We start from the raw sequence: 25,930 nt of genomic DNA, 5'->3' as shown, positions 1-25,930 counted from the left end.
GGGAGACTAATTCCCCGTGCCGCACTCCGCCGCGAGCGCCACCGCCCGGTCCGGGAACCTTTCCGCCAGCGTACGTTTCACCTCGGCCACCTGGGCGGTGTCGCCTTGGTGGACGTGGAGCTGGCAACGCGCGGTGAGGGCGCGGGGATCGTCCGGGGCCAGACGTTCGGCCTCGCGGTACTCGCGCTCGGCGCCGCGAAGGTCGCCCTGCCGGAAGAGGACGGCTCCCAGGTAGGAGTGGGCCACCGCGAGCGTGGGGGCCTTGCGCTGCGCGCGCTTGAGCAGGGCGACGGCGTCGTCCAGCTTCTCCTGGCGGAAGCGCACGAAGCCCAGCTCCGCCAGGGACTCGGCGTCGTCGTGCTGGCGCGTCCAGGTGGTCAGCACGGTGGCGGCCTCGTCCAGCCGTCCACCCTGTGACAGGAGCTGTCCGTAGCGGGGGGCGACCTGGGCGGAACCCGGCGCCTGTGCGTAGGCCTTCGCGAGCGCGGTCAGCGCACCGGGCACGTCGCCCTGGCGGGCCCGCAGGTCGGCCAGGGCCAGCGGCACACGGACGTCCTTGGGGGCCAGGGCGGTGGCCTCGTCGATGGCGCGTTCCGCGCGCTTGCCCATGCGCAGCTCGGTGGCGGCGCGCGCGGCGAGCAGGTGCGCCTCCGCCTCCTTCGGGAAGCGCGAGGTGTACGCCTCCGCCAGCGACAGGGCCTGCGAGTGGGCGCCCGCGTTCAACAGCAGCGTGCCCGCGCGGGCCAGCTCCGCCGCCGTGGCGCGAACGTCCTTGCCCATCCCATCCAGCGCGGACACCTTCGCCTCCGCGGTCGTGGCGGCCTCGGCGGCGGCAATCCGGGCGGGAGGCGGCGGTTCCGGACGCCGCAGGTACCACGTGGCTCCCGCGCCCAGTCCGCCCAGCGCGAGCACCCCCGCGACGATGGCCAGCGCTCTTCGCGACCGGGGCTCGGCACGCGCCGCCTTGTCCTGCGCGCTCGCGGTCGTGGGGCCTGAGGGCGCGACAGGGGGCTGGGGCGGCACGGGGCTGCTCACGCCGCCAGCCGTCACGGGCCGGGTCGAGACGCGCAGCGACACGGTGTGGGTTCCCAGGGGCGGCAGGGGCCGGGTCATCACCGGAGCCTCGGCCGGTGGGGGCACGGGCCAGGACGGAATGCCCTGCACGCCAAAGGGCGGCAGCACGTCCAGGGCCGGCGCGCCATCCGCGCCCGAATTGGACGGATCCGCGAGCCTCGCGCTGCGCAGCGCCAGCCGCTTCGGGTCACTGTCCGGCGGGAACAGCGTGTCCAGGTACGCGGACACCTGCGCCGGCGCGGCGACCTCCGCGGGCCCGCCCAGCAGCTCGATGGCGGCGATGAACGTCTGCAGGCTGTCGAAGCGCGCCTCGGGGTCCTTCGCGAGCGCCATGAGGCACACCGCCTCCAGCGCCTGCGGTACCGACGGGTCGAACGCGGTGGGCGGCTTCGGCTTCCCTTCCGAGATGCGCGTGAGCACCTCGTCGGTGGACATGCCGGTGAAGGGCCGCCGTCCGCACAGCTGTTCGTAGAGCATCACCCCCGCGGCGAACAGGTCCGCGCGGTGGTCCACGCTGCGGCCGGCGATCATCTCCGGCGACATGTAGAAGAACTTGCCCTTCAGCGTCCCGGGCTCCGTCCCCGCCCCCAGCGCGTCCGCCTTCGCGATGCCGAAGTCGATGACCTTCACCACGCCGTTCACGCCGACGTGGATGTTGTCCGGCGTGAAGTCGCGGTGGACGATCTTCAGCGGCCGGCCCGCCTCGTCCACGGCGCGGTGCGCGGCGTCCAGCCCCCGGCACGCATCCACCAGCACGCGCAGGGTGATGCCCAACGGAACGCGCTGGCCGCGCTCGGCGGCCTCCTGCCGCACCTCCGCGAACGAGCGCCCCTCCAGCAGCTCCATGGCGATGAAGGGCTCTCCGCCCTCCATGCCCAGCTCCAGGATGGACACCACGTGCGGATGACGCACCTGCGCGGTGATGCGCGCCTCGTTGAGGAACATCTGCACGATGCGCCGGTCCGCGACCAGGTGCGGCATCAGCCGCTTCACCGCCACGGACGGGCCGCGCTGGCCATCCGGGGTGATGGCGCGCGCCAGATACACCTCCGCCATGCCGCCCGTCGCGATGCGCGCGCTCAAGCGGTAGCGACCTGCCCAGGAAACGCCGGATTCCGACACCAAGGTGGCGGCAGTCTACGGGTCCGCGCCCCCGGCGCCCAACGTCCTGACGTGCCGCCTGCCTGCCTGTCCCCGTCCCCGACGCCAGACACTCCGGGCATGCCCCCCGTATTGGAGGGGCCGGGACGACGGGTGTGGGTGGAAGGATGTGTGGTCCCGGTGACGGAGGACGGCGCGGGAGTGCTAACGTCTCAAGCCTCAAGCGTGACCCCTAAGGGGAGGGGGCCGCCTTCACGAACCTCGCGAACCGTCGCGGATGCAGGGAGGGATGTTGGGCACCGTCCTCAAGGGTGGTTTCGTCGTCGAACTGGAGCCCGCGTCCGTGGAGCGGGTGGACCTGCGCATCGAAGGTGAGCGCATCGTGGCGCGGGGCGAGGACCTGGCGCCCGGCCCCGACGACGAGGTGGTCGCGCTGTCCGGCAAGCTCGTCTTCCCGGGGCTCGTCAACGCCCACCACCGGCTCGCGAGCGTCCTGTCGCGCGGCCTGGTCCGTCCTCCGCCGCCGTCCTACCAGGCCCTGCTGGAGCAGGTGCGCTGGCCCTTCGAGAACGCGCTGGACCTGGACGCGGTGCAGGTGGCCGCCACGGCGGGCGGGCTGGAGTCCATCCAGTGCGGCACCACCACCCTGTTCGACCTGCACGCCTCGCCCCGCGCGGTGACGGGCTCGCTCTTGCGCGCGGCGCGCGGCCTCCATGAGGTGGGCGTGCGCGGCGTGCTGTCCTACGCGGTGACGGACCGCATGGGCGCGGTGGGCCGGGAAGAGGGCCTGGAGGAGACGGTCAGCTTCGCGCGCAAGGCCCGGGGCCGCTTCCGCGGACAGGTGGGCGCGGGCCCCTGCTTCACGCTCGGCGACGACGCGCTCCAGGGGCTGGGCGAGGCGCTCAACACCACCGGCACCGGGCTGCACTTCCCGCTCGCGGAGGATCCGCTGGACGAGCGGCTGTCCACCGAGCGCCACGGCAACGGGCCGGTGACGCGGCTGCTCACCAGCAACCTGCTGTCGCCCCGCGCCATGGCGGCGCACGCGGGCCACCTGGCGTGGGCGGACCTGGCGCAGGTGCTGGCCACGGGGACGTGGCTGCTCCACACGCCGCGCTCCAACCAGGGCCTGGAGGTGGGCTACGCGCCCGCGCTGAAGTTCGGGGCGCGGGCATCGCTGGGCACGGACGGCACGTCGCCGGACCTGTTCGCGGAGGCGCAGGCGGCGTACCTGCGCTCGCGCGAGGCGGGGCAGCCCATCGACGTGCTGCGCTACCTGGCCAACGGCCACCGGCTGGCGTCGCAGGTGTTCGAGGCGGCCATCGGCCCCATGCGCGAGGGCGCGCTCGCGGACCTGCTGGTGCTGGACTACCTGTCGCCCACGCCGCTGACGGCGGAGACGCTGGCGTGGCACGTGGTGCACGGGCTGGGCAGCCGCCACGTGGAGGCGGTGATGGTGGACGGCGTGTGGCGTGTCTGGGCGCGCAGGCCGCTGTCGGTGAACCCCACCGTGGTCGCCGAGCAGTCGCGCGAGGCCGCCGCCGCGGTGTGGGCGCGCATGGCCTCGTCGTAAAGCCTGGAGCCCGGAGCCTGGAGCTTGTGGTGGTGTCCGGGGCCCGTTAAGTCCCGGGCATGCTCAACTCCCTGCTCGTCGTCGGATGGCTCAGCGCAGCGATTCCCCAGGTGGGCGAAACCGCCCCGGACTTCACGGTGAAGGACACCGCGGGGACGACCTACACGCTGTCGGAGATGGTGAAGAAGGGGCCCGTCATCGTGGCCTTCTTCCCCAAGGCGTTCACCGGCGGCTGCACGAAGGAGCTGACCGCGTACCGCGACCGCTACAAGGACATCGAGCAGGTGCAGGGCCAGGTGCTGGCCTTCTCCACGGACGACGCGGAGACGCTGACGCGCTTCAAGACGGAGCTGAAGGCGCCCTTCGCGTTCATCCCGGATCCGGACGCCAAGGTCGTGGGCGCGTACGACGTGAAGATGCCGGTGCTGACGGTGTCCAAGCGCTACACGTTCGTCGTGGGCGAGGACCGCAAGGTGCTCAAGGTGGACGAGGGCAAGGACGCCATCGACCCCTCGGGCGCCATCGTCGCGTGTCCGCTGCGCAAGGGCGCGGCCGCGAAGCCCGCGGCGGCTCCGGCGGGGAACACGCCTCCCACCCAGGCCGAGCCCGCGACGAAGTAGCCGCGGCACGGACGCGGGCCCCTGGCTTCCGGGACGGGGGCACGGTCCACTCGCGGACGTCGCCGTTGCACGCGCGGGCGGAATGCCGTCCATGCCGTTGAGGAGTTCACGCGGCCCGGCGCACGGCTGCTTGTCCGCCCGAGGCTGGAGGCGATAGCCCTGGGGCTTGCCGCGCGCGGGACTTCCTCCATCCGCCGGGCTGGGGGCGTGAGGAGGCCCGAGTGGATGGACATCGTCTTTCTGGGCCCCGCGTGCCGGCCCGCAGCCGGGTCGCAGGCGGACACGGCCCCGAGGCAGCTCGCGCAGGCGCTCCGGCGGCGCGGACACGCGGTCCTCTTCCTGGAGCGCACGGCGCCCGGCACGCAGCGGGAGGAGTCCTCCGCCGTCGCGACGTACCTGGACCTCGCGGACCTGCACGCGCGCTTCCATTCACGGGTGCGCCGAGCGGACCTGATGCTGGTGGACGCGGACGTGCCGCAGGTCGCGGACGTGAGCCGCTGGGCCACGAACACGGCGGGCGGGCTCACCGTCTTCTGGGACCGGGACACGCCCCGGACGCTGGCACGGCATGCCCTGCGAGAGGACCCCGGATGCATGTCGCCGGAGCTGTTCGCGGGCTACCGGCTCTATCTCTGTTCCAGCGGAGGCCCGGTGCCCCGGCAACTGGAGCGCGAGTGGGGCGTGGCCCGGGCGCGCGTGTTCCTGCCCGGTGTGGACGTGGGGCACTTCGCGCCCGGGAGCGGGAGGACGCGCTGGGACCTGGGGCACCTGGGGCCGCTGTCCGCGGAGCGGCGGGGACTGCTGACGCAATGGTTGCTCGGCGCCGCGCGCGGTTGGGCCGAGGGTCGCTTCGTCCTCGCGGGGATGTTGTCGGCGGTGGATGACGCCTGGCCCGCCAACGTGGCGAGGCATGCGGCACCGTCGCCACGAGAGCAGGCGGGTTTCCTCGGCGCGCAACGCTTCACGCTGGCGCTCTCCCAGGCGGAGCACACGCCGGGCGCGAACCTGTTCGAGGCCGCGGCCTGCGGGGCCGCGCTGATCTGCGACCCCTGGACGGGCCTGGAGGACCTCTTCGCGCTGGGCGAGGAGGTGATGGTCGCCCGTACGGAGCGGGACGTGCTGCGCTACCTGTTGGCGATGCCGGAAGCGGACCGGCACCAGCTGGGCATGCGAGCCCGGGCGAGGGTCCTGGCCGAACACACCGTGGCCCACCGAGCCGTGCAGCTGGAGCAATACGCGAACGAGGCGGAGCAGGGGCCCCCCGTGGATGGCTCCGGTGCGCTCGCTGAACTGAGCCTCATGGGCCCGGGATGACGGACCTGAAAGTCTGTCCCCGTGAGTGAGAAGGTGAGAACCCGCTGAGGCTCCCCGTCAGGGGCGCGCCGCACGAACCTGTCCGACAGTCGGACCGGTTGGGAGCCCCGTGGCTGGGGGGCAGCCGCTCCATCCGAGCGGCGGAAACCTGTCCGACAGTCGGACAGGTTTGGGCCGCGTCGGGCGGGGGGCTCAGGTCCCTTGCGGCGCCTTCACCATCTCCCGAGGCGGGAACACGAACTGCGCGGCGCCAGCCACCAGCGGTGATGCGTCGCGCTGGAACGTGGCGAGCTTCGCCAGCCGCTCCGCCGTCCAGCCGCGTCCGTCCGCCGCATCGCGCACCAGGCAGTGCAGGGCCACGCGACGCGCCTCCGGACTGGGGCTGAGCGCCAGGCGCGCGCCCACCGCCTCCATCGTCTCCACCGGCAGGTTCGACACCGCCACCTGGGCCGCCATCAGCGCGTCCGCATGGAGCCACCCCTCCCGGCCCATCGTGTCCAGATGGCTCGCGAAGGCTGACGGAGCCAGCGCCACCACCGCGCAGCGCACGCGCAGCGTCGCCAGACACGGGTCCTTCGTGAGGAGCCCCGTCACCAGTCCCTGCACCGTGTTCAGGGGCACGGGCCGCATCCGCTCCCGAGGCTGGAGCAGCGCGTCCATCGCCACGCTCAGCGCGCGCCGGTCCTCCACCACCGCCGCCAGCATCCGCTCCATCAGCGCCACGTCGCGCTCGTCGGCCCGGTACACCAGCGCCCCCATCGCCGCGCGCACCTCGTCGTCGTAGGGCGAAGCCAGCCGCGCGCCACAGGCGGAGAGAAACACCCGCTCGCGGTCCTTCACCGGCAGCCACGCCGCGCGCCGCAGCAGGTCGATGCGCGCATCCGGCTCCGGCCGCGCCAGCACCTTCGCGAGCAGCGCGGACAGCCGCGCATCCAGCGCCTCGGTCAGCCGGTCCGCCGGGATGTCTCCCACGCGCGACGCCATGATGGCGTCCTCGCCGGAGACGGCGCGCTCGAACACCGCCCACGTGGGCTCGCGGTCCAGGTGGTCCCACAGCGCGCGCAAGAGCGCGATGCGCACGTCACGGTGCAGGGGCTTCGCGTCCAGCTCCAGCAGCCGCGCATAGCCCGCGTCCGAGCGCAGCTCGCCCAACAGGCGCACCACCTCCTTCGCCACCGTGACCTTGGTGAGCGGCACCTCCGCCAGCAGCGACAGCACCCGCGTCACCGGCATGCCGTTGAACGCGCGGCGCAGCCCGTAGATGGCGATGCGCGCGCGCGAATCCTCCAGGCACCGCAGCAGCGTGGGAACGCCCTGGCCCTGGTCGCACCGCGCCATCACCCGCAGGGCCCGCTCCTGCACCGCGGGCCGCTTGTCGTCCGCCAGCGCCAGGAGCGCGTCCATCGGCGCCCAGTCCAGCGCCGCCATCCGCGTCACCGCCGCCAGCAGCGTGGGCGTGTCCCGCTCCAGGTCCTCGCACAGCCTCGCGAGCGCCCGCGAATACGCCCGGTTCTGCTCCACCGTCCACCGGAAGAACCCCGAGTCGAACGGCAATATCCAGTGCGTCGCTCCCGTGGCGAACTGGCCGGTGATGGCCGGCGAGTGGAGGTACGGCCCCAGCAGGTCCTGCCGCCGCCGGTGCAGGAACTCGCGCACCACCGGGATGGCGATGGCGCTCTCGTCCCGCTTGAGCAGCGCGGGCAGCATCCGGTCGAAATCCTTCACCGCGCGGTAGCGCAGCACCCACAGCGCGTTGCCGGACGGCTTGTCCAGCCGCAGCGCCACCCGCTCCAGCTCCTCCACCAGCTCCCGGTGCAGGGGGCGCCCGCGCTTCTCGGCCGCCGCCAGCGCCACCACCTCGTCGTCCCAGCCGCGGTCCCGCCAGCGCCGCAGGGTGCTCGCGAGCGTCGACTCGAAACGCGGCCGGTCCTCCTGCATCAGCCACGCCGTCAGCCCCAGCGCCAGCCGGTTGTCGGGTGTCACGTCACGCACGGAGACGAGCCAGTCCGACAGGCCGGCCACCAGCGCCGCGCGCTTGCCCAGGCTCGCCGCGAGCTGGAGCAGGGGACCGCCGCGCTCGCGCTCCGCCCAGCTCTTGGCCAGCGTCAGCAGGTACGGCGCGGCCCGGCGCACCTCGTCGTCCGTCAACCGGTGGCCCAGCCCCGCGTCGTGGATGCGCCCGCGCTCCTTGAGGAAGGTGCCCAGCCACTGCGCGCCCCACGCCGGATCCGCGCCGAAGGCCCGCACCAGCAGCCGCTCCGCCGACTGCGCCGTCCCCGCCGACAGGTCCGCCGCGTCCAGCGCGTCGCGCAGCATCCGGCCCAGGGCCTCGGTGTGCTCGGCGCGCCACATCCGCCGGGGCCACGCGGCCAGCGCCTGCAGCATCACCCCGCGCACGGGGTCCTGTTCGTTCTTCCGGGCCAGCACCGCCGCCAGCGCGGGAGCCACCCACGCGGGCTCGTCCGGACGCAGGCCGGGCAGCGCCAGCAGGGCGCCCAGTCCCTCGCCGCGCATCGCCGCGTCCGGGTGTCCCAGCGCGCCCCGCAGCGCGCCCAGCGCCTCATCCCAGGGCAGGAAGCGCGCAAAGGAGATGCGCGCCTCGGCGCGGGTGCCCAGCGCCACCACCTCGTTCAGGTGCCGGCGCGCCTCCCGCTCGCGCAGGTCCACCGGCAGGTGCCGCACGTACTCCGGCGCGATGACTCCGTCCCGGTTGCGAGCCCCCACCGTCCAGCGCGCGTAGACGCTCTCGCGAAGGGCCGGGTCCGCGATGCGGGTGATGAGCGGCGTGCCCCACGCGGGCGCGCGCTCCACGGAGGCCGCCCAGGCCTCGGTGAGCGTCTGGCGCATCGGCTCCGTCAGCTCCTTCAGCGCGTCCTCCGCGCGGCCCAGCAGCGTCGGGTCACGCCGGGCGACCCACGTCAGGGATTCGGCATCCAGCGCCGCCACGTTCTTCGCGAACAACAGATGGGGGAGGAACGCCGGGGGATGCTGACGCACGAGCGCCACCAGGCGCATGGGGCGCCGCCGCGCCAGTGCCCGCACGGCGTGCTCATCCGGCGGGATGCCCCGCTCCAGCAGCACGGCCAGCAGCGACTCCGCGAGGTCCGGCGCCCGCTCCGCCAGCCACGTCATGCCCCATCCCAGGTGCTGCCGCGTGACGGGGTCGGGCTCGCCCTGCACCGCGCGCAGCCGCTCCAGCAACACCTGTCCCAGCACCGGCGGCGCATGCCGCGCCAACCGCGCCCAGAACCGGTGGCTGGGCCGCTCCAGCGCCTGGGCCAGGTGCCGGCGCAGGGTCGCTTCGGTGGCCAGGGGCAGGGTGTCCGCGAAGGTGACGTGCTCGCCCCGCTGCGCCAGCCCGTCCAGGAACGCGTCGATGACGGCGTGCCGCTTCCGCTTCCGCAGCTGGTGCAGCACGGACTGCTCGCGGCGCATGCCGTGCGCCATCCGCAGCGCCTCCAGGGCCTGGGCATCGTCACAGGCCAGTGACACCAGCTCGAACGCCAGGGCACGCACGCGGAAGGATTCGTCCGCCGTGGCCTTCAGCACCGCCTCGCCGTCGCGGCGCGTGAACTGGGCCGCCAGGGCCAGCCGCCGCTCGGAGGCGTCCCCCCGGGCCATCGCGTCCAGCAGCGCCTGCGCTTCCGGGTCCGTCCGGGCCTTCGTGCCCAGGGCCACCATGTGACGCACCCGAGCATCGTGGAAGGTGGAGGACAGCTCGGCGCGCAGGGCGGACAGGGCGGGTTCGGACATGGCGCCCAAGGATGCCTGCTCCCCGGGTTTCCTGACAGACCCGCCCGTAGCGGCCTTCCTCTGTCTTGGTCGGACATCTCCATCAGGAATGGAATTGGAGCTTTTGAGTGGTTGCAATTGTCATTTCAATGAATGGCATGTTAGCCATTCGTTTGCCCTCGCCGGAAAGTCAGTCCATGGCCTGGGAGGGCCTACCTCAGACAATGGAGAGCCTCACATGCCGCGCCACGGAGTGAAGTACCTGGCCGTTCCTGCCCTGGTGGGCGCCGCGTTGCTGGCCGCTGCGTCCGCTTCCGCCGAGGAGCCGGGGGACTTCGACTCGCAGCTCATGGCCGAGGAGTTCGTGGCCAGCCTGGGGAGCCCCATCCCGGTTCCCGTGCGCGACCTGTCCGGTTCGCAGCGGCTCATGTCGTACGTCACCGAGACCTTCTACATCGTCAATGGCACCGGCACGACTCTCTATAAGGACGGAAACTCCCTGAGTGGAAACGTCATTGTGCAGACGCCCGCGACGATAAGTGGCACCGGCTTCGCGCAGACAGAGGTTCCGCCCGCAACGAACTGGAGTCAAGGCATCGCCTATACGACGAACCCAGCGGACCCATGGGGCAACGCCAAGGCGTGCGTCTTCGCGGTTGGCGTCGTCTACTCGAGCAGCGGCTGCGAGGCGTTTGTCACCACCTATCCCAAGGGGAACCAGGGCGTGGTGTGCACCTTCTCTCCGCCGCAATCTGGCGTCGACCCCGTGACGTGCGAGCTTGAGCTGACGTTGGGGATCTACTAGCGGTTCGGGGCACGTTGAAGGGCGCTCGCGCGGCGGGAGCTGGATGCGCTCCCGCCGTGGGTGGCTGCCCTGGCGGCAATCCCAGGAGTCGGCCGGGAGCCGCCGCTCAGTGCGTCGCCTCGGAGGGGGTGACGGGGTAGTTGCCCGTGGCGTGCTCGCGTGTGTGCTGCGCGAAGAGGAAGCGCCGGACGGCGGCGCGGGTGAGGAGTCCGCACGGGGCCAGCCCCAGCACGGGGGTCACCGGCAGCGCGTCCACGTCCTCCTGGTCCATCACCTGGAGCGCATGCGCCAGGTCCGAGTCCGGCGCCAGCGCGGGCAGCTTGCGCGCCAGGTCGCTGGCCACCAGCAGCGGGTACATGGATTCGTCGCGCCACACCTCGCGCAGCTGCTCCACCTGCACCGTGCCGTAGAGGTTGCCTTGCGTGTCCAGCACCGGCAGCGTGCCGGCCTCGGACGTGAGCAGCTGGTCCGTCAGCGAGCGCAGCGGCGTGCCCGCGGGCACCGCCGGCACCTCCGTCATCAGGGCCCGCACGTGCGTGGCCACGAGCAGGTCTTCATCGCTCTGCACCTTGGGCGCGGTGCGCTCCGTGAGGAAGGTGCACAGCGCGGACGCGATGGTGCACGTCACCATCAAGGGCAGGATGATTTCGTGGCTGCCGCTCAGCTCGTACAACATCATCATGCCGGTGAGCGGGCCGCGCGTGAGCGCCGCCACCGCGCCGCCCATGCCCACGATGGCGTACGCGCCGCTGGGCCCCGTGGCGTGCGGGAAGAAGTAGTGCACCAGCGTGCCGAACGCGCCGCCCGCCATGGCGCCAATGAGGGCCGCCGGGAAGAACGTGCCGCCGGAGCCCCCCGAGCCGATGGTGAGCGACGTGGCCACGAGCTTCAGCACGCACGCCGTCACCAGGAAGAGGAAGGGCAGCTGACCTGCCGCCGCCAGGTTGATGTAGTCGTGCCCGCTGCCCCACACCGTGGGGCTGAGGAACACGAGGACGCCCGTGCAGAGGCCCCCCAGCGCGGCGCGCACCGGCAGCGGCTTCTTCCCCAACCACGGGGACAGCTTTCCGCCCGAGCGACCTTGGAAGAAGTGCTCCACGCCGTGCAACAGCTTCACGAACGCGAACGCGAGCAACCCACACCCGATGCCCAGCGCCGCGTAGGCGAACACCTCCGAGCCACTGACCAGCTCGTAGTTGACCCGGTTGATCATGGGCGCCTCGTCCAGCACGCCCCGGCTCACCAGGGTGCCCGCCACGCTCGCCAGGATGATGGGGGAGAACACCCGCAGCTCGAACTCGCGCAGGATGATCTCCATCGCGAACACCGCGCCCGCGATGGGGGCGTTGAAGGACGCGGAGATGCCCGCGCCCGCGCCGCACGCCAGCAGGATGGACAGCTCCTTGCGGCTGAAGCCCAGCACGCGCCCCACGCTGGACGCGAACGCCGCGCCTCCATAGACGATGGGGCCTTCGCGGCCCGCGGAGCCGCCGCTGCCAATGGTGATGGCGGACGCGATGAGCTTGAGCAACCCGCGGTCCGCGGGCACCACGTTGGCGCCGCTCTTCACCGCGCGCACCACCTCCGGAAGGCCATGGCCGTGCGTCTCCGGCCGGTCGCGCAACAGCCGCCCCACGGCCAGGCCACCCACCGTGGGCGCGAGCAACATCAACCACCAGGGCAGGTGCGGCAGCGCCGCGGGCAGGTTGTGCGCGTGGCCGAACACGGCGTTCACGGCCGCCAGGCCCACGAGCGGGTAGTAGAGCGACAGCGCGCCCAGCGTCAGCAGCGCCAGCAGGCGCAGGCGGCGCTTCACCTCATCGCGCGGGCCGCCGGGCTCAATCACCCGCGCAAGCAAGAGCGCGCCCAGCGCCAGCGGCACGCCCACGAGCGCGTATTCCAGGTGCCAGCGCGCGGAGGCGAGCGACTCCATCAATGTGCGCAGCCGCTGCGGCCTCAGCGTCGTCGCCAGCTCCGCGGCGCTGAACGTGATGCCGCTCATCACGCCAATGAGGTTGGAGAAGATGCCCGCGGCCAGTCCGCTGTAGAGCCCCACCACCGCGCCCGCGATGGGCAACACCGAGGGGGTCGGCAGGCGGATGCGATTGGACGCGCCCAGCAGGAAATAGATGAGGCGTGAAAGGTTCTGGCGCGCCCGGGCCGTGAGCGCGGCCACCCGCTGCGAATGAGCAGGCGGAGGTTCGTCGGAGTCGTTCATTTGGTGCACCTACTAAACGGAGGACCCCGGTGGGTTTCAAGCTTCTTGATGAAGGTGTCACTCCGGCGCCGTCCGCCTGCACTCCACTCCACACATCGCCCGAGCGGTGCCCGGCTTCCCGCCCCCCGGGCGTGCTACGACGGCCCCGGTTTCCACCCCATGAAGGAGGCATCGCACATGCTCAAGCAGGGAGACGTGGCGCCGGAGTTCACCGTGCAGGACTCGGTGGGGAAGACGCACCGGCTGTCGGACTACCGGGGCAAGAACGTGGTGCTCTGGTTCTACCCGAAGGCGGACACGCCCGGATGCACCGCGGAGGGCTGCTCCTTCCGCGACCACAAGACCCAGTACGAGGCGAAGGGCACCGTCATCCTGGGCATCAGCTTCGACACGCCGGAGGAGAACCAGGCCTTCTCCCAGAAGTTCGGCTTCAACTTCCCGCTCCTGAGCGACGTGGATCGCAAGGTGGGGCTGGCCTACGGCGCCGCGGATGACGCCTCGGCCGCCAACGCGCGCCGGGTGGGCGTCGTCATCGGGCCGGATGGCCGCATCAAGGAGTGGCACGCCAAGGTGGACGCGCGCGCCTTCCCCCAGGAAGCGCTGTCGCGGCTCCAGTAGGGCGCTGGAGCTTCGCCGGAGCTTCGCCGGAGCTTCGCCGGAGCTTCAGGGCGCGTACGTGCGGGACGGCAGGCGCGAGCGGATGAACACCGCCACGCCCGCCAGCACGAACCACGGCAGCACGTGGCCCAGCATCAGGTGGCCCGCGCTGCCATCCGGGCAGTGCACATGCAGTACCAGCAGGCTCACACCGGCGGAGGACAGGCCCGCCGCCAGCGCCCGCACGGGCTGGAAGGCGGAGCGGCACAGGAGCACGAGCGCCAGGGACAGCGGCACCACGGACAGCGCCACCTCCGCGCCCATGCACCCCAGGGTGCCCGCGAGGAAGGGCCGCACCTGGACGCCCGAGCGCCCGGACAGCTGCGCCAGCGCCACGACGAGCGCGCCCACGGCCACGAGCGTGAAGGGCCAGGTGCGCTGCCTCGGCGCCAGGGCCACCATGGCGCCTCCGCCCACGCCCACGATGATGAGCAGCGCCACGAGCGCCACCACCCACGGCGACGCGCTGTTGAGCATCATCCCGTGCCGGCCCACCACGAACAGGCCCACCGCGCCCACGCCCAGATAGGCGGCGAGCAGCACCGCCACCTCCTTCCACCACGGCGTGGGCAGGGGGTGCGCGGCCAGCTCCGTGAGGGACTGGCGCCGCGTCTGTTCGAGCTTCGCCTCATTGATGGGCACGGGGGGCGGAAGGGCGGCGGGAGGCGCCAGGACGTGGAAGCCCTCCAGCAGGGCGCGGCAGTCCGCGCACCCGGCCGCGTGCGACGCCAGGTCCGGGGGCAACGGGCCGTCCAGGCAGTCCAGGACGCGTTCGCACTCGGGCGTCATCGCGAGGTCTCCTGCTGAAGGGGGGCGAGCAGCTCGCGCAGGCGCGCATAGCCCCGGTGGGCGCGGACCTTCACCGCGCTCTCGGTGAGGCCCAGGGACTCGGCGATTTCGGCGAAGCCCATGCCCTCGAAGCGGTGCATGAGGATGGGCAGCCGCTGGCCTTCCGGAAGCTGCGCCAGGGCGCGTTGCACCGCGCGCTCCAGGCCCGCGTCGCGCGGCTCCGGCGTGTCCGCCACGGCGGTGAGGGGCAGCTCTCCCTCGGGCGTGAGGTCCTCCGGCCGGCGGTGGCGGCGCGCATGGTCCCGCGCGGCGTTGGTGGCGATGGCGTACAGCCACGGGCGGACGCGGGCGCCCGCTTGATAGCGGCCCCGCGCGCGCACCAGGGACAGGAAGGTGAGCTGGGCCAGGTCCTCGGCGGTGGCGGGGCTGCCCGTCAGCCGCGCCAGGTACCCCTGGACGGGGCGCGCATAGCGCTGGAAGAGCGCGTCGAACGCCTGCGCGTCTCCCTGGCAGAACCGCTCCATCAACACCTCGTCCGGGTCGCCGGAAGCTCCCGAGGATGCCGGCATGTCCCCGGTACGCACGGGCGCGGCGGAGGGTTTCACGGGAGGGGACGAAGGGCTCACGGGACGGACGCGGACTCTAGGGCCCGCGGGGGGCCGCGAGGGAGAAAGTCGCCCCGCGGCTGCCTGCTCAGGGCGAGGCGGCCGGCCGCAGCCGCGCCAGCCACTCCTCGAAGGGGGGGTGTCCGTGCAGGTGCGCCAGGTCCTCATCGGAGGAGGCATAGGCCCCGTCCTTGAAGCCCAGGGCCTCCGCCCGCTGGAGCAGCCGCACCGCGTCCGCCACGTTGCCCGCACGCGCGAAGGCGCACGCCGCGTCATACGCGATGCCCGGGTCCGGCACGTGCTTCAGGGCCGCTTCGCTCACCGCCGCGGCCTCAGAATAGGCACCCCGGATGAACAGCGCCCGCTCCGCGCACCGGAACGCGGCCGCCGGGTCCACGCCGGGCAGCCGCAGCGCCTCGTTCACCTGGCCCAGCCGGATGAGCGCGCCCGCGTACTCGTGCATCACGGTGCGGTCCTGCGACTCGCCCCACGCCTGCTTCCAGTAGCCCACCGCCCGCGCGTCATCCCCCACCAGGGAGAACGCCGCCGCCACCGCGTGCATCTCCACCGGCTGGCCCTGCACCTGGGAGAAGTGGTCCAGCGCGGGCCGCCCGTGGCCCTGCTTCAGCGCCACCCAGCCCAACAGATAATGAGCGCGGCTGGTGAGCCCCGGGGACAGGCCCTCGGTCTCCAGCAGCAGGTTGCCCAGCCGCCATGCGTCGTCCAGCCGGTCCTCGCGCAGGGCCTGCTGGGCCTCGCGCAGGGCCTGGGCCTTGGGACCTTCCTCCTCCTTCGCCTCGTTGCGCGCGCGCATCACGTCCGCCAGCACGCGGAAAGCCTGGAAGCCGAACATGGCGAAGAGGACGCCCATGAACAGGGCCCCGCTCTTGATGGCGAGCAGCACCATGCCCACGCACAGCCCCAGCGCCAGCACGTGGGACACAATGAAGCCGCGCCGCCCGAACATCCGCGTCGCCAGCGCCGTGCTGATGTGCCCGCCATCCAAAGGAGGCACCGGCAGCAGGTTCAGCACCGCCCACACCATGTTGGCGAAGAAGAAGTTGCCCAGGAAGAAGTCCGCCACCTCCGAGCGGCCCCGCACCTGCATCAGCACCGCCCAGCACAGGACGCCCAGCGTCAGCCCCGCCAGCGGGCCCGCGAAGCTGCTCACCACGTCCTTGTGCCAGGGCAGGGGCGCGTCCGTGTTGGGCCGGGTCACGCCGCCCATGAAGACCAGGTCCACGCTCGGCTGGTATCCAAAGAAGCGGAAGGCCACCGCGTGCCCCAACTCATGGACGAGCACGGACACGAACACGATGAACATCCACGACAGCACGTAGGTCACCACCGCGCCCATGTGCCCGGGCGACGAGGGGTCGGCCAGCTGGTCCCCCATCCACCCGGCACCCGAGTGACGCCCCGGCACCGGCAGGGACTGGTAGGCGAGCACCGCGGAGAACAGCAGGTGACTCGTGTGGACGTGGACGGGGACGCTCCCGAGCCGGAAACGGAACATGGGGAAGGACCTTAATCGGTGGCCCCCCCCTCGCGCAGGGCCGTTCTCATGGCCCGCGCGCTTCTGTTCCCTGCCGGGTATAGGGTGTCTTTCGCCATGCTGAAGCTGGGTCCCTACACGCTCCCCAACCCCTACATCCTCGCGCCCATGGCGGGCGTGAGCGAGCGCCCCTTCCGCGTCATCGCCTTCCGGCTGGGCGCGGCCCTCTGCCCCACGGAGCTGGTCAGCGCCCAGGGGCTGATGCGGCAGAACCAGCGCACCCTCAAGTACCTGCGCTACGACGCCCAGGTGGAGAAGCCCTACTCGCTCCAGATTTTCGGCGGCGAACCGGAGGCCATGGCCCAGGCCGCGCAGGTGGGCAAGGCCGCGGGCGCGCAGCTCATCGACATCAACATGGGCTGCCCGGTGAAGAAGGTGGTGCGCAACGGCGCCGGCAGCGGCCTCTTGTGCGACGTGCCCCGCGCCGCGGCCATCGTCCAGGCCATCCGGGACGCCACCGGCCTGCCCGTCACCTGTAAAATCCGCTCGGGCTGGGACGCGCGCACGCTCAACTATCTCAAGGTAGCGGAGGCCCTCCAGGAGGCGGGGTGCGCGGGGCTCGCCCTGCACCCCCGCACGCGCGAACAGGGCTACTCGGGGCAGGCGAACTGGGCCCACATCGCGGACCTCAAGCGCCACTTCCCGGAGCTGCCCATCATCGGCAACGGGGACGTGAAGACGGTGGCGGACGCGCACCGCATGCTGGACGTCACCGGCTGCGACTTCGTGATGATTGGCCGGGGCGCCCTGGGCAACCCGTGGCTCTTCCGCGAGCTCGTGGGCGGCCCGCCCGCCACGCCCGAGGAGCGCTGCGAGCTGGTGCTGGAGCACGCCCGGGCCCACGCGGAGTTCGTCGGGGACGGCTTGAGCGCGGTGCGCTCCTTCCGCCGGCACCTGGCCTGGTACGCCCATGGCCTCAAGGGCGCGGCGCACTTCCGCTCGGAGGTGAACGGGTTGGACTCGCCGGAGGTGGTGGAGGACAGCGTGCGCCGCTTCTTCGCGGGCGCGGACACCGACCCCACGGCACCTCTAGAGGAGCCCGAAGTGGACTACCGCGCGGCGCTGGGCTGAGCGCTGCCGGGGCCCGGAGCCGCCGGCGGCACCAGCACGCGCCCGGTGGCCACGGTGCGGAAGTAGTCGCAGGCCGGGGTGGGGCGGCGCTCCAGCGTGTCGAAGTCCACGTGGTAGAGGCCGAAGCGCGGGCCCCAACCCTCCAGCCACTCGAAGTTGTCCAGCAGGCTCCAATAAAGGTAGCCCTGCACGTCCACGCCGGCTTCGCGCGCGGCCAGCACCTGGCGCAGGTGCGCGTGGAGATATTCCGGCCGCACGGTCCCCTTGCGGTCGTCGATGCCGTTCTCCGTGACCCACACCGGCTTGCCGTAGCGCTTCACCTCTTGAAGCAGCTGGAGGAAGCCCTCGGGGCGCTGCTCCCACCCGATGTCGGTGAGCCCGCGCCCGTCCGGGTCGCGGTACTTGAAGTCGATGAAGGGCGGGCGCGGCATGAAGCGCAGGTGCGCGCGCGTGTAGTAGTTGACGCCCACGAACTCCACGGAGTCGCGCGCCCCCTCGATGCGCACGTCCGTGGACGCGACGCCCGGCATGAACACGCGCAGGTGGCCGGAGGACAGCGCCTCGTGGAACGCGTGGTTGTAGGCAGGGGCCGCCAGCCGCACCAGCGAGCGGTCCAGGGGATGCCACCAGCGGTCCGGCGCGAACGCGAGCATGTTCTGGGAGATGCCCAGCTCCACGCGGCCCAGGTGCTGGCCCAGCTCTTCCCGAGCGATGACGTGCGCGCGCACCATGTTGCCGAGCGCGGCCATCGTCTTCGCCCCGTCCGTGATGCCCGGCGGCATCAGGCCCTGGAGGTAGCCGCCCAACAAGAGGACCATCGGTTCGTTGAAGGAGATGACGAGCGCGTCCAGCCCCTCCAACAGGGGCGCGCACCGGCGCACGTACTGGCGGAAGGCCTCCAGGCTCTCCGGAAGGTGCCAGGGCGTGGACGCGTGGAACCACGTGGGGTGGGTGAAGTGATGGAGCGTCACCACGGGCCTGAGGCCCAGCGCGCGCAGCCGCAAGAGCCGCTCGCGGTAGCCCTCCAGCACCGCGCCGTCGAACTGGCCGCGCTCAGGCTCGATGCGCGCCCACTCCAGCGACAGCCGGAACGCCGTGGCCCCCACCGCCTTCGCCAGGGCGTAGTCCTCCTCGTAGCGGTTCCAGTGGTCCACCGCGCGGCCGCACCGCACGTGGGGCTCCTTCAACTTCCCCTGCCGCTCCCATTGGGCCCAGTCGTTCTCGATGCCGCCCTCCACCTGGTACGCGGACGTGGCGACGCCGAAGGTGAAGGACGCGGGGAAGGTCAGCGCGCGGGTGCTCATGCGGGCGCGCACCGTAGGTCGCCGCCTCCAGGACGGGAAGCGACGCGATGCGCGCGCGCCGGATGCACGGCAGCGGACATCCAGACCTGTAGCGCGGACCCCCGAAGTGCGTCCGGAGCCGGAAATTCGGCCCCGCACGCGATGCGCCGGACCCCCGAAATGACCGCCACCAACGGTTCGAAGCGCCCGGAGGCCAAAAATCGGCCTCGCCGCGCACTGCAATACATCACCATGCGTTGACACACTGGCATGTCGCCCGTACCATTCATTTCAAGCACTCACGTTCAGTCCAAAGTGGGTGCAGGGCTCGCGTCCTCGCGGGCCTCAACACTGAACGGAGGATTCCGATGGCCGCGAAGAAGAAGACCGCGAAGAAGGCCGCGTCGAAGAAGACCGCGACGAAGAAGACCGCCCGCAAGGCCCCTGCCGCCAAGCGCGGTACGGCCAAGAAGGCCCCTGCGAAGAAGGCCGCCGCGAAGAAGTCCGCGCGCAAGACGACCCGCAAGAGCGCCAGCAAGGCCGCTGCGGCTCCGGCGACCCCGGAAGCCTGAAGTAACGACGTCATTTCGGACGTCGGTTGACGTCCGGTGAACGGCTCGGCGAAACCCGCCGGGCCGTTTTTCTTTTGCGGGCCAGGGGTTACCTCCTCTCATCCCGCTTCCGGGAGGGCCCATGTCGCTGCGTCCGGTGGAGTTCGGTGAGGTCGTGGCGGAGGTCGCGGCCCGGCTGGTGGGCGCGGTGGCCCAGAAGGCGTGGTGCCCGCTGCCCCGCCTGGCCTACCTGGAGCTGCGCGTCCCCGGCAGATCGGTCGTCCTGTGCCTGTGCGCCGAAGGTGAGCTGTCGCGCCTGTCCGTCGCGGAGGACCGCTTCCCCACGCCGGGAGAACCCGCTCCCTTCCAGCGCTGGCTGCGCCAGGAGCTCACCGGCTTCAAGCTCGCGGCCGCGCGCTACCTGGAGGAGAGCCGCGCCATCGTCCTGGAGTTCGAGCGCGAAGACGTGCGCCGCAGGCTGGTGCTGGAGGTGGGCGCGCCCGGGGGACTGCTGCTCCTCAGCGACAACCACCGCGTGCTGATGCTCTCCGGTGAAGGCTTCGGCCCGCGCCGCAACCTCTATCCCGGAGCGCAGTGGTCGCCGCCGGAGCCCGTGTCCGCCGAAGCGCTGGCGAAGGGGCGCGCGCAGCCCTCGCGTCTGGAGCCGAAGGAAGAAGACGCGCTGCCCAGGTTGCAGGCCGCCGAGCGCGTGCTCGGGCAGAAGGACCGCACCAGCCGCGCGGACGCCATCCGCCGCCGGCTCGCGCAGCCGTACCGGGCGCGGCTGAAGCGCTCCTCCCGCACATTGGAGAAGGTGCGCGCGGAGGCCGGACGCGGCCCGGAGGCGGAGAAGCACCGCGAGGTGGGCGAGCTGCTCGCGCAGAACCTGCACCGGCTCAAGCGCGGCGCGTCCCAGGTGACGCTCACCGCCTATACGGAGGCGGGCATGGAGGAGGTCCAGGTGAAGCTGGACCCGAAGCGCACCCCGAAGGAGGAGGCGGACTGGCACTTCCACCAGTACCGGCGCCTCCTGCGCGGCGTGGAGCAGGCCCGCCACCGCGAGGCGGAGCTCGCGCGAGAGGTCGCCCACGCGCAGACCGCGCTCACGCAGATCGAGGCCATGGATGACGCCGCGCTGATGGCGCAGGCGGAAGTGCTCCAGGTGGTCCAGGGAGAAGAAGGCCCGAAGGGGGGCCTCCCCTTCAAGGAGTACGTGGGCCACGGCGGCGCGCGCATCTGGGTGGGGCGCGGCTCGGAGGACAACGACCAGCTCACCTTCAAGGTGGCGCGTCCCTGGCACCTGTGGCTGCACGCGCGAGGCCTTCCGGGCAGCCACGTGGTGGTGCCGCTGGAGAAGAACGCCGAGGCTTCGCAGGAGGTGCTGCTGGACGCGGCGCACCTCGCGCTGCACCACTCGGGGGCGAAGGGCGAGCCGCGCGGCGAGGTGAGCTACCTGCCGGTGAAGTTCGTGCGCAAGTTGAAGGGCGCTGCTCCCGGACAGGTGACGTATGCCCGGGAGAAGACCTTCGTGGTGCGCATGGAGCCGGAGCGGCTGGAGCGGCTGCTCAAGTCGCGTCATGGCGGTGACCCGGCCCTGCCCTGAAGGACGAGTCCCTGGGACGGAATCAACCCGGGGTGTCATGCGCCGCGTGTGGGCGGGGTCGACAGGCAGACGGGCGTCCAACCCCCGGCCTTGAGGTTCGGGAAGTGCCGGGTACGATGCCCCCCGCGTGACCCCCGAAGCCTTCCGCCAGATGTCCCTGTTCCCGCGTGGCTCGTCCGCGGAACGCGCCGCCACTTCCGCGCAGCGCGTGCCGGAAGGCCCCGCGCCCCTGCCGCCGCGCAACCGCGTCGCGGAGGAAGCGCCGCGGGTCCTCACCGCGTCGCGCGAGGAGCTGTGGACGCGCGCGGAGTCGCTCGCGTGGCGGCTGAGCGCGAACCTGGGCATGCCGGTGCGTCTGGCCGTGACGGACAACCGCTCCACCATGGTGTCCTTCCGCCGGGGCTCGCAGGTGCTGCAGCTGCGGCTGCACCACATGTTCCTGGACGCGCCCGAAGTCGTGGTGCGAGCGGTGGCGGACTACGCGGGCCGGGGGCACCGCGCCGCGGGCGCCATGCTGGACGAATACATCCGGGGCCAGCAGCCGCTCATCCGCCAGCTTCGGCGTGAGTCCGACGCGGAATTGAATCCGCTCGGCCGCTGCTTCGACCTGCGGGCGCTCTACAACGGCGTCAACGAGGCCTACTTCCAGAACGCCATCCAGGCCCGCATCGGCTGGGGCCGCATGCCTCCGCGCCGCCGCCGCAAGTCCATCCGCCTGGGCGTCTACGACCACCAGACGCGGGAGATCCGCATCCACCCCGCGCTGGACAAGCCGGACGTGCCGGCCTTCTTCGTGGAGTTCATCGTCTTCCACGAGATGCTCCACCAGCTGTTCCCCAGCAGCAATCGCACCGGGCGCCGCGTGCACCACCCGCGCGCCTTCCGCGAGCGCGAGCGCACGTACCCGCACTACGCCGCCGCGCTGCGTTGGGAGCGCGAGAACCTGGGCACGCTGTTGCGCGGTTGAGCGCACGCCGAGCGGCCTGGACATTTACTGGTTTACCTGCTCGGTCACATTCGGTGACTCCTTGACCGAAACGCGGGGGTCCCGGATGTTCGCGCTCCTATGCGACGAGCAAAGATTGTCTGCACCCTCGGTCCCGCCAGTCAGACCCCGGAGATGTTGGAAGCGCTGCTGGAGGCCGGCATGGACGTGGCCCGGCTCAACTTCTCCCACGGCAGCCACGAGCAGCATCAGGCGAACATCGACATGCTGCGCGCGGCCTCGCTGAAGGTGCGCAAGGCGGTGGGCATCCTGGGTGACCTGCAGGGTCCGAAGATCCGCACCGGCCGCTTCATCACCGGCAGCACGGAGCTGAAGCACGGCGCCACCTTCCACATCACCACCGACGAGACGGTGAAGGGCACGGACGAAATCGTGTCCACCACGTACCCGCACCTGGCGGCGGACGTGAACCCGGGCGACCGCATCCTCCTGGACGACGGCCTCCTGGAGCTGCGCGTCGTGGAGACGGACAAGAAGCAGCTCATCAAGACGGAAGTCATCCACGGCGGCGTGCTGAAGAACAACAAGGGCATCAACCTGCCCGGCGTCGCGGTGCGCGCGGACGCGCTCACGCCCAAGGACCGCGAGGACCTCATCTTCGGCCTCAAGGCGGGCGTGGACTACATCGCGCTGTCCTTCGTGCGCCAGCCGTCGGACCTGGACTCCGCGCGCCAGGCCATGGCGGAGGTGGGCCGCACGGTGCCCATCATCTCCAAGCTGGAGAAGCCGGAGGCCATCGCGCGCCTGGACGCCATCCTCGACAAGACGGACGGCGTGATGGTGGCCCGAGGCGACCTGGGCGTGGAGATTCCCCCGGAAGAAGTGCCGGCCGTCCAGAAGGACATCATCCGGCGCTCCAACCTGCGCGGCCTGCCCGTCATCGTGGCCACGCAGATGCTCAACTCGATGATCGACAACCCGCGCCCCACGCGCGCGGAGGCCAGCGACGTGGCCAACGCCGTGTACGACGGCGCGGACGCGCTGATGCTCTCGGGTGAGACGGCGAGCGGCAAGTTCCCCGTGGACTCCGTGCAGATGATGGAGCGCATCATCCTGGCGGCCGAGTCCTCCTCGCGCGCGCAGTACCAGCCGCGTGTGATTGAGGCCCCGCTGGGCATGCCGCTGCACTTCCCGGACGTCATCGCGCGCGTGGCGTGCGAGGCGGCCAAGGCCAGCGGCGCCTCGCTCATCGCGGCCTTCACGCTGTCGGGCGTGACGGCGCGGCTGCTCGCGCACTACCGGCCCACGGTGCCCATCGTCGCGTTCAGCCCGAACCAGGAGGTGCGCCGCCGCCTGTCGCTGCTCTGGGGCGTGGTGCCGCGCGTGCTGGAGCCCATCCAGGAGACGGAGACCATGCTCCGCCGCGTGGAGGAGGAGCTGGTGTCGCGGGGCCTGGCGCGCAGGGGTGACCGCATCGTGGTGGTGTTCGGCGCGCCGGTGGGGCAGCCCGGGAAGATCAACAGCCTCCGGCTGCACACCATCAGCGCCTGATTCCGGGTGCTACGCCGGGCGCTTCTTGAGCGCCCGGCGGGGAATCTCCGCATCGACGAAGATGGTGAAGAGGTCCTTGTCCAGCTGTCCGGACCCCGCCTCCTTCTTGAGGATGTCCAACGCCAACGCGTGCGGCACGGCCTTCTTGTAGGGCCGGTCGCTCGCGGTGAGCGCGTCGTAGATGTCGCAGATGGACATCATCCGGGACTGCACCGGAATCTCCGGGATGGCGCGAGGGTAGCCCGTGCCATCCAGCTTCTCGTGGTGCGCGTATGCAATCTCAGGCACGCGGCGCAGCGCGCGCGTCCAGGGAATCTGCGACAGGAAGCGATACGTGTGGTCGACGTGGCTCTCGATTTCGCGGCGCTCCTCCGGGGAGAGCGTGCCGCGGGTGATGGAGAGGGATTGGATCTCATTGGGCAGCAGCAGCGGCTGTCCATGGTCGTGCGCGTCGGTGTAGCTGAGCTTGCCCAACTCCAGCAGCCGCTCGAAGTTGCCCTGCGCGAGCACCGTCGGCTTGTTGCAGGTGAGCAGGAAGGACATCACCTCATCCAACTGCGCCAGCTCCTGGGCGAGCCGCGCGTCCTCCTCCTGGTGGATGGTGGGCAGGGCGGACAGGCCGCGAGCCTCCACGGAAGCCAGCCGGCGCCGGGAGCTCTGCAACTGCAGGTCCTTGCGAGCCAGTTGGAAGCGGGCGCGCAGCGTCTCCAGCTCATGCGGGTAGAGCTTCTCCGCCTTGACGAGCACGTTCTCGCGCACGCCCACCTTGCCGAAGTCGTGCAACAGAGACGCGTACCGCAGCTCCTGCAGCTCCACGGCGGTGAAGCGCGTCTGGGCATAGGGGCCGGTGGTGTGGTGCTCCAGCGCCTGGGCCAGGGACACGGTGAGGTCCGCGACGCGGCCGGAGTGGCCCGCGGTGGTGGGGTCGCGCGCTTCGATGGCGACGACGGACGCGGAGACGAAGCCCTCGAAGAGGCGGTTGATCTCCTCGTGGAGGAGGGCGTTTTCAATGGCGCCGGCCGCCTGGGCGCCCAGGGCGAGCAGCAGCTCCTCGTCCTCGGCATCGAACACGCGCCCGCCGCGCTTGTTGAGGGCCTGGATGACGCCCGTCACGTCCCCGTTGGCGTCGCGCATGGGGACGCAGAGGATGGTGTGGGTGCGGTAGCCGCTGGAGACGTCGAAGCTGCTGTTGAAGCGGGGGTCGGCGTAGGCGTCGGGGATGTTGATGACGGCGCCGGTGTGGGCCACCTGGCCGGCAATGCCGCTGCCCATGGGGAGGCGGATTTCATTCTTGGAGCCCTGGGCCACCTTGCTCCACAGCTCCTCGCGCTCGCGGTCCAGGATGAAGAGCGAGCAGCGGTCCGACTCCACGACCTTGGTGGCCTCATAGAGGATGAGGGGCAGCAGCAGGTCGAGGTCACGCTCGGCGCTCATCGCCTTGGCGACATCCAGGATGGACGTCAGCTTCGCGAGCCGGCGGGACAGGTTGGGGGAGGCGGGCACGGACTGAGGAAGCACCGGGGCGGGCTCCGTGGGATGCGGCTTGAGGCCGCGGGCGCGCCAAGTTGTAGCACGCACGGTGTATCGGCCGCCCGGCCCCCCCACCTGCTGGGTCCACCTCTGTCCGCCAGCCCTCTGTCCTGCCGGGCAGAGGTACCGTGGTCAACGGGAAGCGGTTATGAAGCGCCGCCATGACACGCCCCGTCCGCATCTCCCCGTCGCTGCTCTCCTCTGATTTCAGCCGCCTGGCCGAAGAGGTCCGTGCCATTGAAGCAGCAGGAGCCGACTGGATTCACGTGGATGTCATGGATGGCAGGTTTGTCCCCAACATCACGCTGGGGCCGGTCATCGTGGAGGCCATCAAGCGGGTGGCGACGAAGCCGCTGGACGTGCACCTGATGATTGTGGAGCCGGAGAAGTACGTGGACGCGTTCGTGAAGGCGGGCGCGAACGTGCTGACGGTGCACCAGGAGGCGAGTCCGCATCTGCACCGGACGTTGCAGCACATCCGTCACGCGGGGGCGAAGCCGGCGGTGGTGTTGAACCCGGGCACGCCGCTGGTGGCGATTGAAGAGGTGTTGGGGGACGTGGACATGGTGCTCTTGATGAGCGTGAACCCGGGGTTCGGGGGGCAGTCGTTCATCGAGTCCACGGTGGACAAGGTCCGCCGGCTGCGCGCGATGTTGGACGCGCGCGGGCTGGACGTGGACATCGAGGTGGACGGCGGCATCAACGCGCAGACGGCGAAGCGCGTGGTGGACGCGGGGGCGACGGTGCTGGTGGCGGGCAGCTACGTGTTTGGCGCGAAGGACTACGCGCAGGCCATCCGTTCGCTGCGGCCGGAGTGATTCAGGCGGCTTCGGGCGAAACGGGAGGGCGCACGGCGGCGGCGGCCATGCGGGCGATGCGGGTCATGAAGGTGGGGTCGCACGGCTTCACTTCGTAGTCGTCGGCGCCCAGCTCGAAGCACACGTGGCGGGTGAACTGATCCTCCACGCCGCTAAGCATGATGACCTTGCTGTCGCGAGTGGCGGGGTCCTTCTTCAGCTGCGCGAGCAGGTCCCGGCCGTCCTGGTGCTGGTTGATGTCCAGGATGATGACCGCGGGGCGGTGCTTGCGGGCCAGCTCCAGCACATGTTCGGAGGTGGTGTCGGACACGCAGACGAGGCCGGAGCGCTTGGCCTCCCGGGCGAGCGCGGACACGACGAGGGGCTCATCATCCGAGATGAGGACAGTGGGAGCAGTCATGGTCCTCTGTGGGGGAACAGGGGCGGATCAACGTGCTACACCTTGGAAGTACAGGAAGGCCCGGATCTTGTGAAGAGGGTGAACATTGTCCCGTCCTGAAGGGTAGGTAGGACAACAGTCGAGGGGGCGAGGGG

General features: G+C 71.3%; 20 protein-coding genes. 11 read left to right on the top strand and 9 right to left on the bottom strand.

The features are described from left to right. Positions 1-6: 6 nt before the first annotated feature. Positions 7-2,130 carry a serine/threonine-protein kinase gene (locus D7X32_RS10180; RefSeq protein ID WP_244238944.1) on the bottom strand — a complete coding sequence of 708 codons (2,124 nt, stop codon included), beginning with the start codon at positions 2,128-2,130 and terminating at the stop codon, positions 7-9. A gap of 337 nt (positions 2,131-2,467) precedes the next feature. Between D7X32_RS10180 and D7X32_RS10175 the strand changes: the two genes are divergently transcribed. The 3 genes from D7X32_RS10175 to D7X32_RS10165 all read left to right on the top strand — a co-directional run bounded on the left by D7X32_RS10175 (position 2,468) and on the right by D7X32_RS10165 (position 5,682). Beyond that, complete coding sequence (locus tag D7X32_RS10175) at positions 2,468-3,748, top strand: amidohydrolase family protein (protein ID WP_120602362.1); 1,281 nt, start codon at positions 2,468-2,470, stop codon at positions 3,746-3,748. A gap of 59 nt (positions 3,749-3,807) precedes the next feature. After that, entirely contained in the window at positions 3,808-4,368 is a 561-nt protein-coding gene (locus D7X32_RS10170; RefSeq protein ID WP_120602326.1) for a peroxiredoxin, read from the top strand. A 225-nt stretch (positions 4,369-4,593) separates the two neighbouring features. Further along, on the top strand, positions 4,594-5,682 hold the full coding sequence (locus D7X32_RS10165; RefSeq protein ID WP_120602325.1) for a CgeB family protein: 1,089 nt from the start codon (positions 4,594-4,596) through the stop codon (positions 5,680-5,682). Between the two features lie 192 nt (positions 5,683-5,874). On the opposite strand, the gene D7X32_RS10160 is transcribed toward D7X32_RS10165, so the two are convergent. Further along, entirely contained in the window at positions 5,875-9,435 is a 3,561-nt protein-coding gene (locus tag D7X32_RS10160; RefSeq protein WP_120602324.1) for a hypothetical protein, read from the bottom strand. Between the two features lie 217 nt (positions 9,436-9,652). On the opposite strand from D7X32_RS10160, the gene D7X32_RS10155 reads away from it, so the two are divergent. Next, the gene (locus D7X32_RS10155) at positions 9,653-10,219 is read left to right on the top strand and encodes a hypothetical protein (protein ID WP_120602323.1); all 567 of its coding nucleotides are present in this window, start codon (positions 9,653-9,655) and stop codon (positions 10,217-10,219) included. Positions 10,220-10,325: 106 nt separating this feature from the next. On the opposite strand, the gene D7X32_RS10150 is transcribed toward D7X32_RS10155, so the two are convergent. Then, positions 10,326-12,437 (bottom strand): chloride channel protein, encoded by a 2,112-nt coding sequence (locus D7X32_RS10150; RefSeq protein WP_208752381.1) that lies wholly within the window; start codon positions 12,435-12,437, stop codon positions 10,326-10,328. A gap of 177 nt (positions 12,438-12,614) precedes the next feature. Here D7X32_RS10150 and D7X32_RS10145 point away from each other — a divergent pair, with 177 nt between their 5' ends. After that, positions 12,615-13,055 (top strand): peroxiredoxin, encoded by a 441-nt coding sequence (locus D7X32_RS10145; RefSeq protein WP_120602321.1) that lies wholly within the window; start codon positions 12,615-12,617, stop codon positions 13,053-13,055. Positions 13,056-13,100: 45 nt separating this feature from the next. On the opposite strand, the gene D7X32_RS10140 is transcribed toward D7X32_RS10145, so the two are convergent. From D7X32_RS10140 to D7X32_RS10130, 3 genes are all read right to left on the bottom strand, one after another. Beyond that, entirely contained in the window at positions 13,101-13,883 is a 783-nt protein-coding gene (locus tag D7X32_RS10140; RefSeq protein WP_120602320.1) for a DUF1109 domain-containing protein, read from the bottom strand. Next, positions 13,880-14,452 carry an RNA polymerase sigma factor gene (locus tag D7X32_RS10135; RefSeq protein WP_244238940.1) on the bottom strand — a complete coding sequence of 191 codons (573 nt, stop codon included), beginning with the start codon at positions 14,450-14,452 and terminating at the stop codon, positions 13,880-13,882. The genes D7X32_RS10140 and D7X32_RS10135 overlap by 4 nt, the downstream gene beginning before the upstream one ends. Positions 14,453-14,576: 124 nt before the next feature. Further along, entirely contained in the window at positions 14,577-16,004 is a 1,428-nt protein-coding gene (locus tag D7X32_RS10130; protein ID WP_120602319.1) for a site-2 protease family protein, read from the bottom strand. 96 nt (positions 16,005-16,100) lie between these two features. Here D7X32_RS10130 and dusB point away from each other — a divergent pair, with 96 nt between their 5' ends. Beyond that, positions 16,101-17,114: a tRNA dihydrouridine synthase DusB gene (gene dusB, locus D7X32_RS10125; RefSeq protein WP_120602318.1), complete on the top strand. Its 1,014-nt coding sequence runs from the start codon at positions 16,101-16,103 to the stop codon at positions 17,112-17,114. On the opposite strand, the gene D7X32_RS10120 is transcribed toward dusB, so the two are convergent. Continuing rightward, entirely contained in the window at positions 17,093-18,418 is a 1,326-nt protein-coding gene (locus D7X32_RS10120) for a glycoside hydrolase family 1 protein (protein WP_120602317.1), read from the bottom strand. The two genes, dusB and D7X32_RS10120, sit on opposite strands and share 22 nt — an antisense overlap. Before the next feature lie 347 nt (positions 18,419-18,765). Between D7X32_RS10120 and D7X32_RS10115 the strand changes: the two genes are divergently transcribed. From D7X32_RS10115 to pyk, 4 genes are all read left to right on the top strand, one after another. Further along, the gene (locus D7X32_RS10115; RefSeq protein ID WP_014399699.1) at positions 18,766-18,969 is read left to right on the top strand and encodes a hypothetical protein; all 204 of its coding nucleotides are present in this window, start codon (positions 18,766-18,768) and stop codon (positions 18,967-18,969) included. A 121-nt stretch (positions 18,970-19,090) separates the two neighbouring features. Further along, positions 19,091-20,551, top strand: a complete 1,461-nt coding sequence (locus D7X32_RS10110) for an NFACT RNA binding domain-containing protein (protein WP_120602316.1) — start codon at positions 19,091-19,093, stop codon at positions 20,549-20,551. Positions 20,552-20,702: 151 nt separating this feature from the next. Continuing rightward, the gene (locus D7X32_RS10105; protein ID WP_120602360.1) at positions 20,703-21,518 is read left to right on the top strand and encodes a hypothetical protein; all 816 of its coding nucleotides are present in this window, start codon (positions 20,703-20,705) and stop codon (positions 21,516-21,518) included. 99 nt (positions 21,519-21,617) lie between these two features. Next, on the top strand, positions 21,618-23,048 hold the full coding sequence (gene pyk / locus D7X32_RS10100; protein ID WP_120602315.1) for a pyruvate kinase: 1,431 nt from the start codon (positions 21,618-21,620) through the stop codon (positions 23,046-23,048). A gap of 9 nt (positions 23,049-23,057) precedes the next feature. Here the strand turns inward: pyk and D7X32_RS10095 are convergent, their stop codons facing one another. After that, positions 23,058-24,566 carry an HD family phosphohydrolase gene (locus tag D7X32_RS10095; RefSeq protein ID WP_120602314.1) on the bottom strand — a complete coding sequence of 503 codons (1,509 nt, stop codon included), beginning with the start codon at positions 24,564-24,566 and terminating at the stop codon, positions 23,058-23,060. Positions 24,567-24,739: 173 nt separating this feature from the next. Here D7X32_RS10095 and rpe point away from each other — a divergent pair, with 173 nt between their 5' ends. After that, entirely contained in the window at positions 24,740-25,396 is a 657-nt protein-coding gene (rpe, locus tag D7X32_RS10090; RefSeq protein ID WP_120602313.1) for a ribulose-phosphate 3-epimerase, read from the top strand. A 1-nt stretch (position 25,397) separates the two neighbouring features. Here rpe and D7X32_RS10085 read toward each other — a convergent pair whose 3' ends face one another. Next, positions 25,398-25,796, bottom strand: a complete 399-nt coding sequence (locus D7X32_RS10085; RefSeq protein ID WP_120602312.1) for a response regulator — start codon at positions 25,794-25,796, stop codon at positions 25,398-25,400. Between the last annotated feature and the right edge of the window lie 134 nt (positions 25,797-25,930).

The sequence above is a fragment of the Corallococcus carmarthensis genome, assembly GCF_003611695.1.
Classification (GTDB): domain Bacteria; phylum Myxococcota; class Myxococcia; order Myxococcales; family Myxococcaceae; genus Corallococcus; species Corallococcus carmarthensis.
This window is presented reverse-complemented; position numbering and strand designations above follow the sequence as displayed.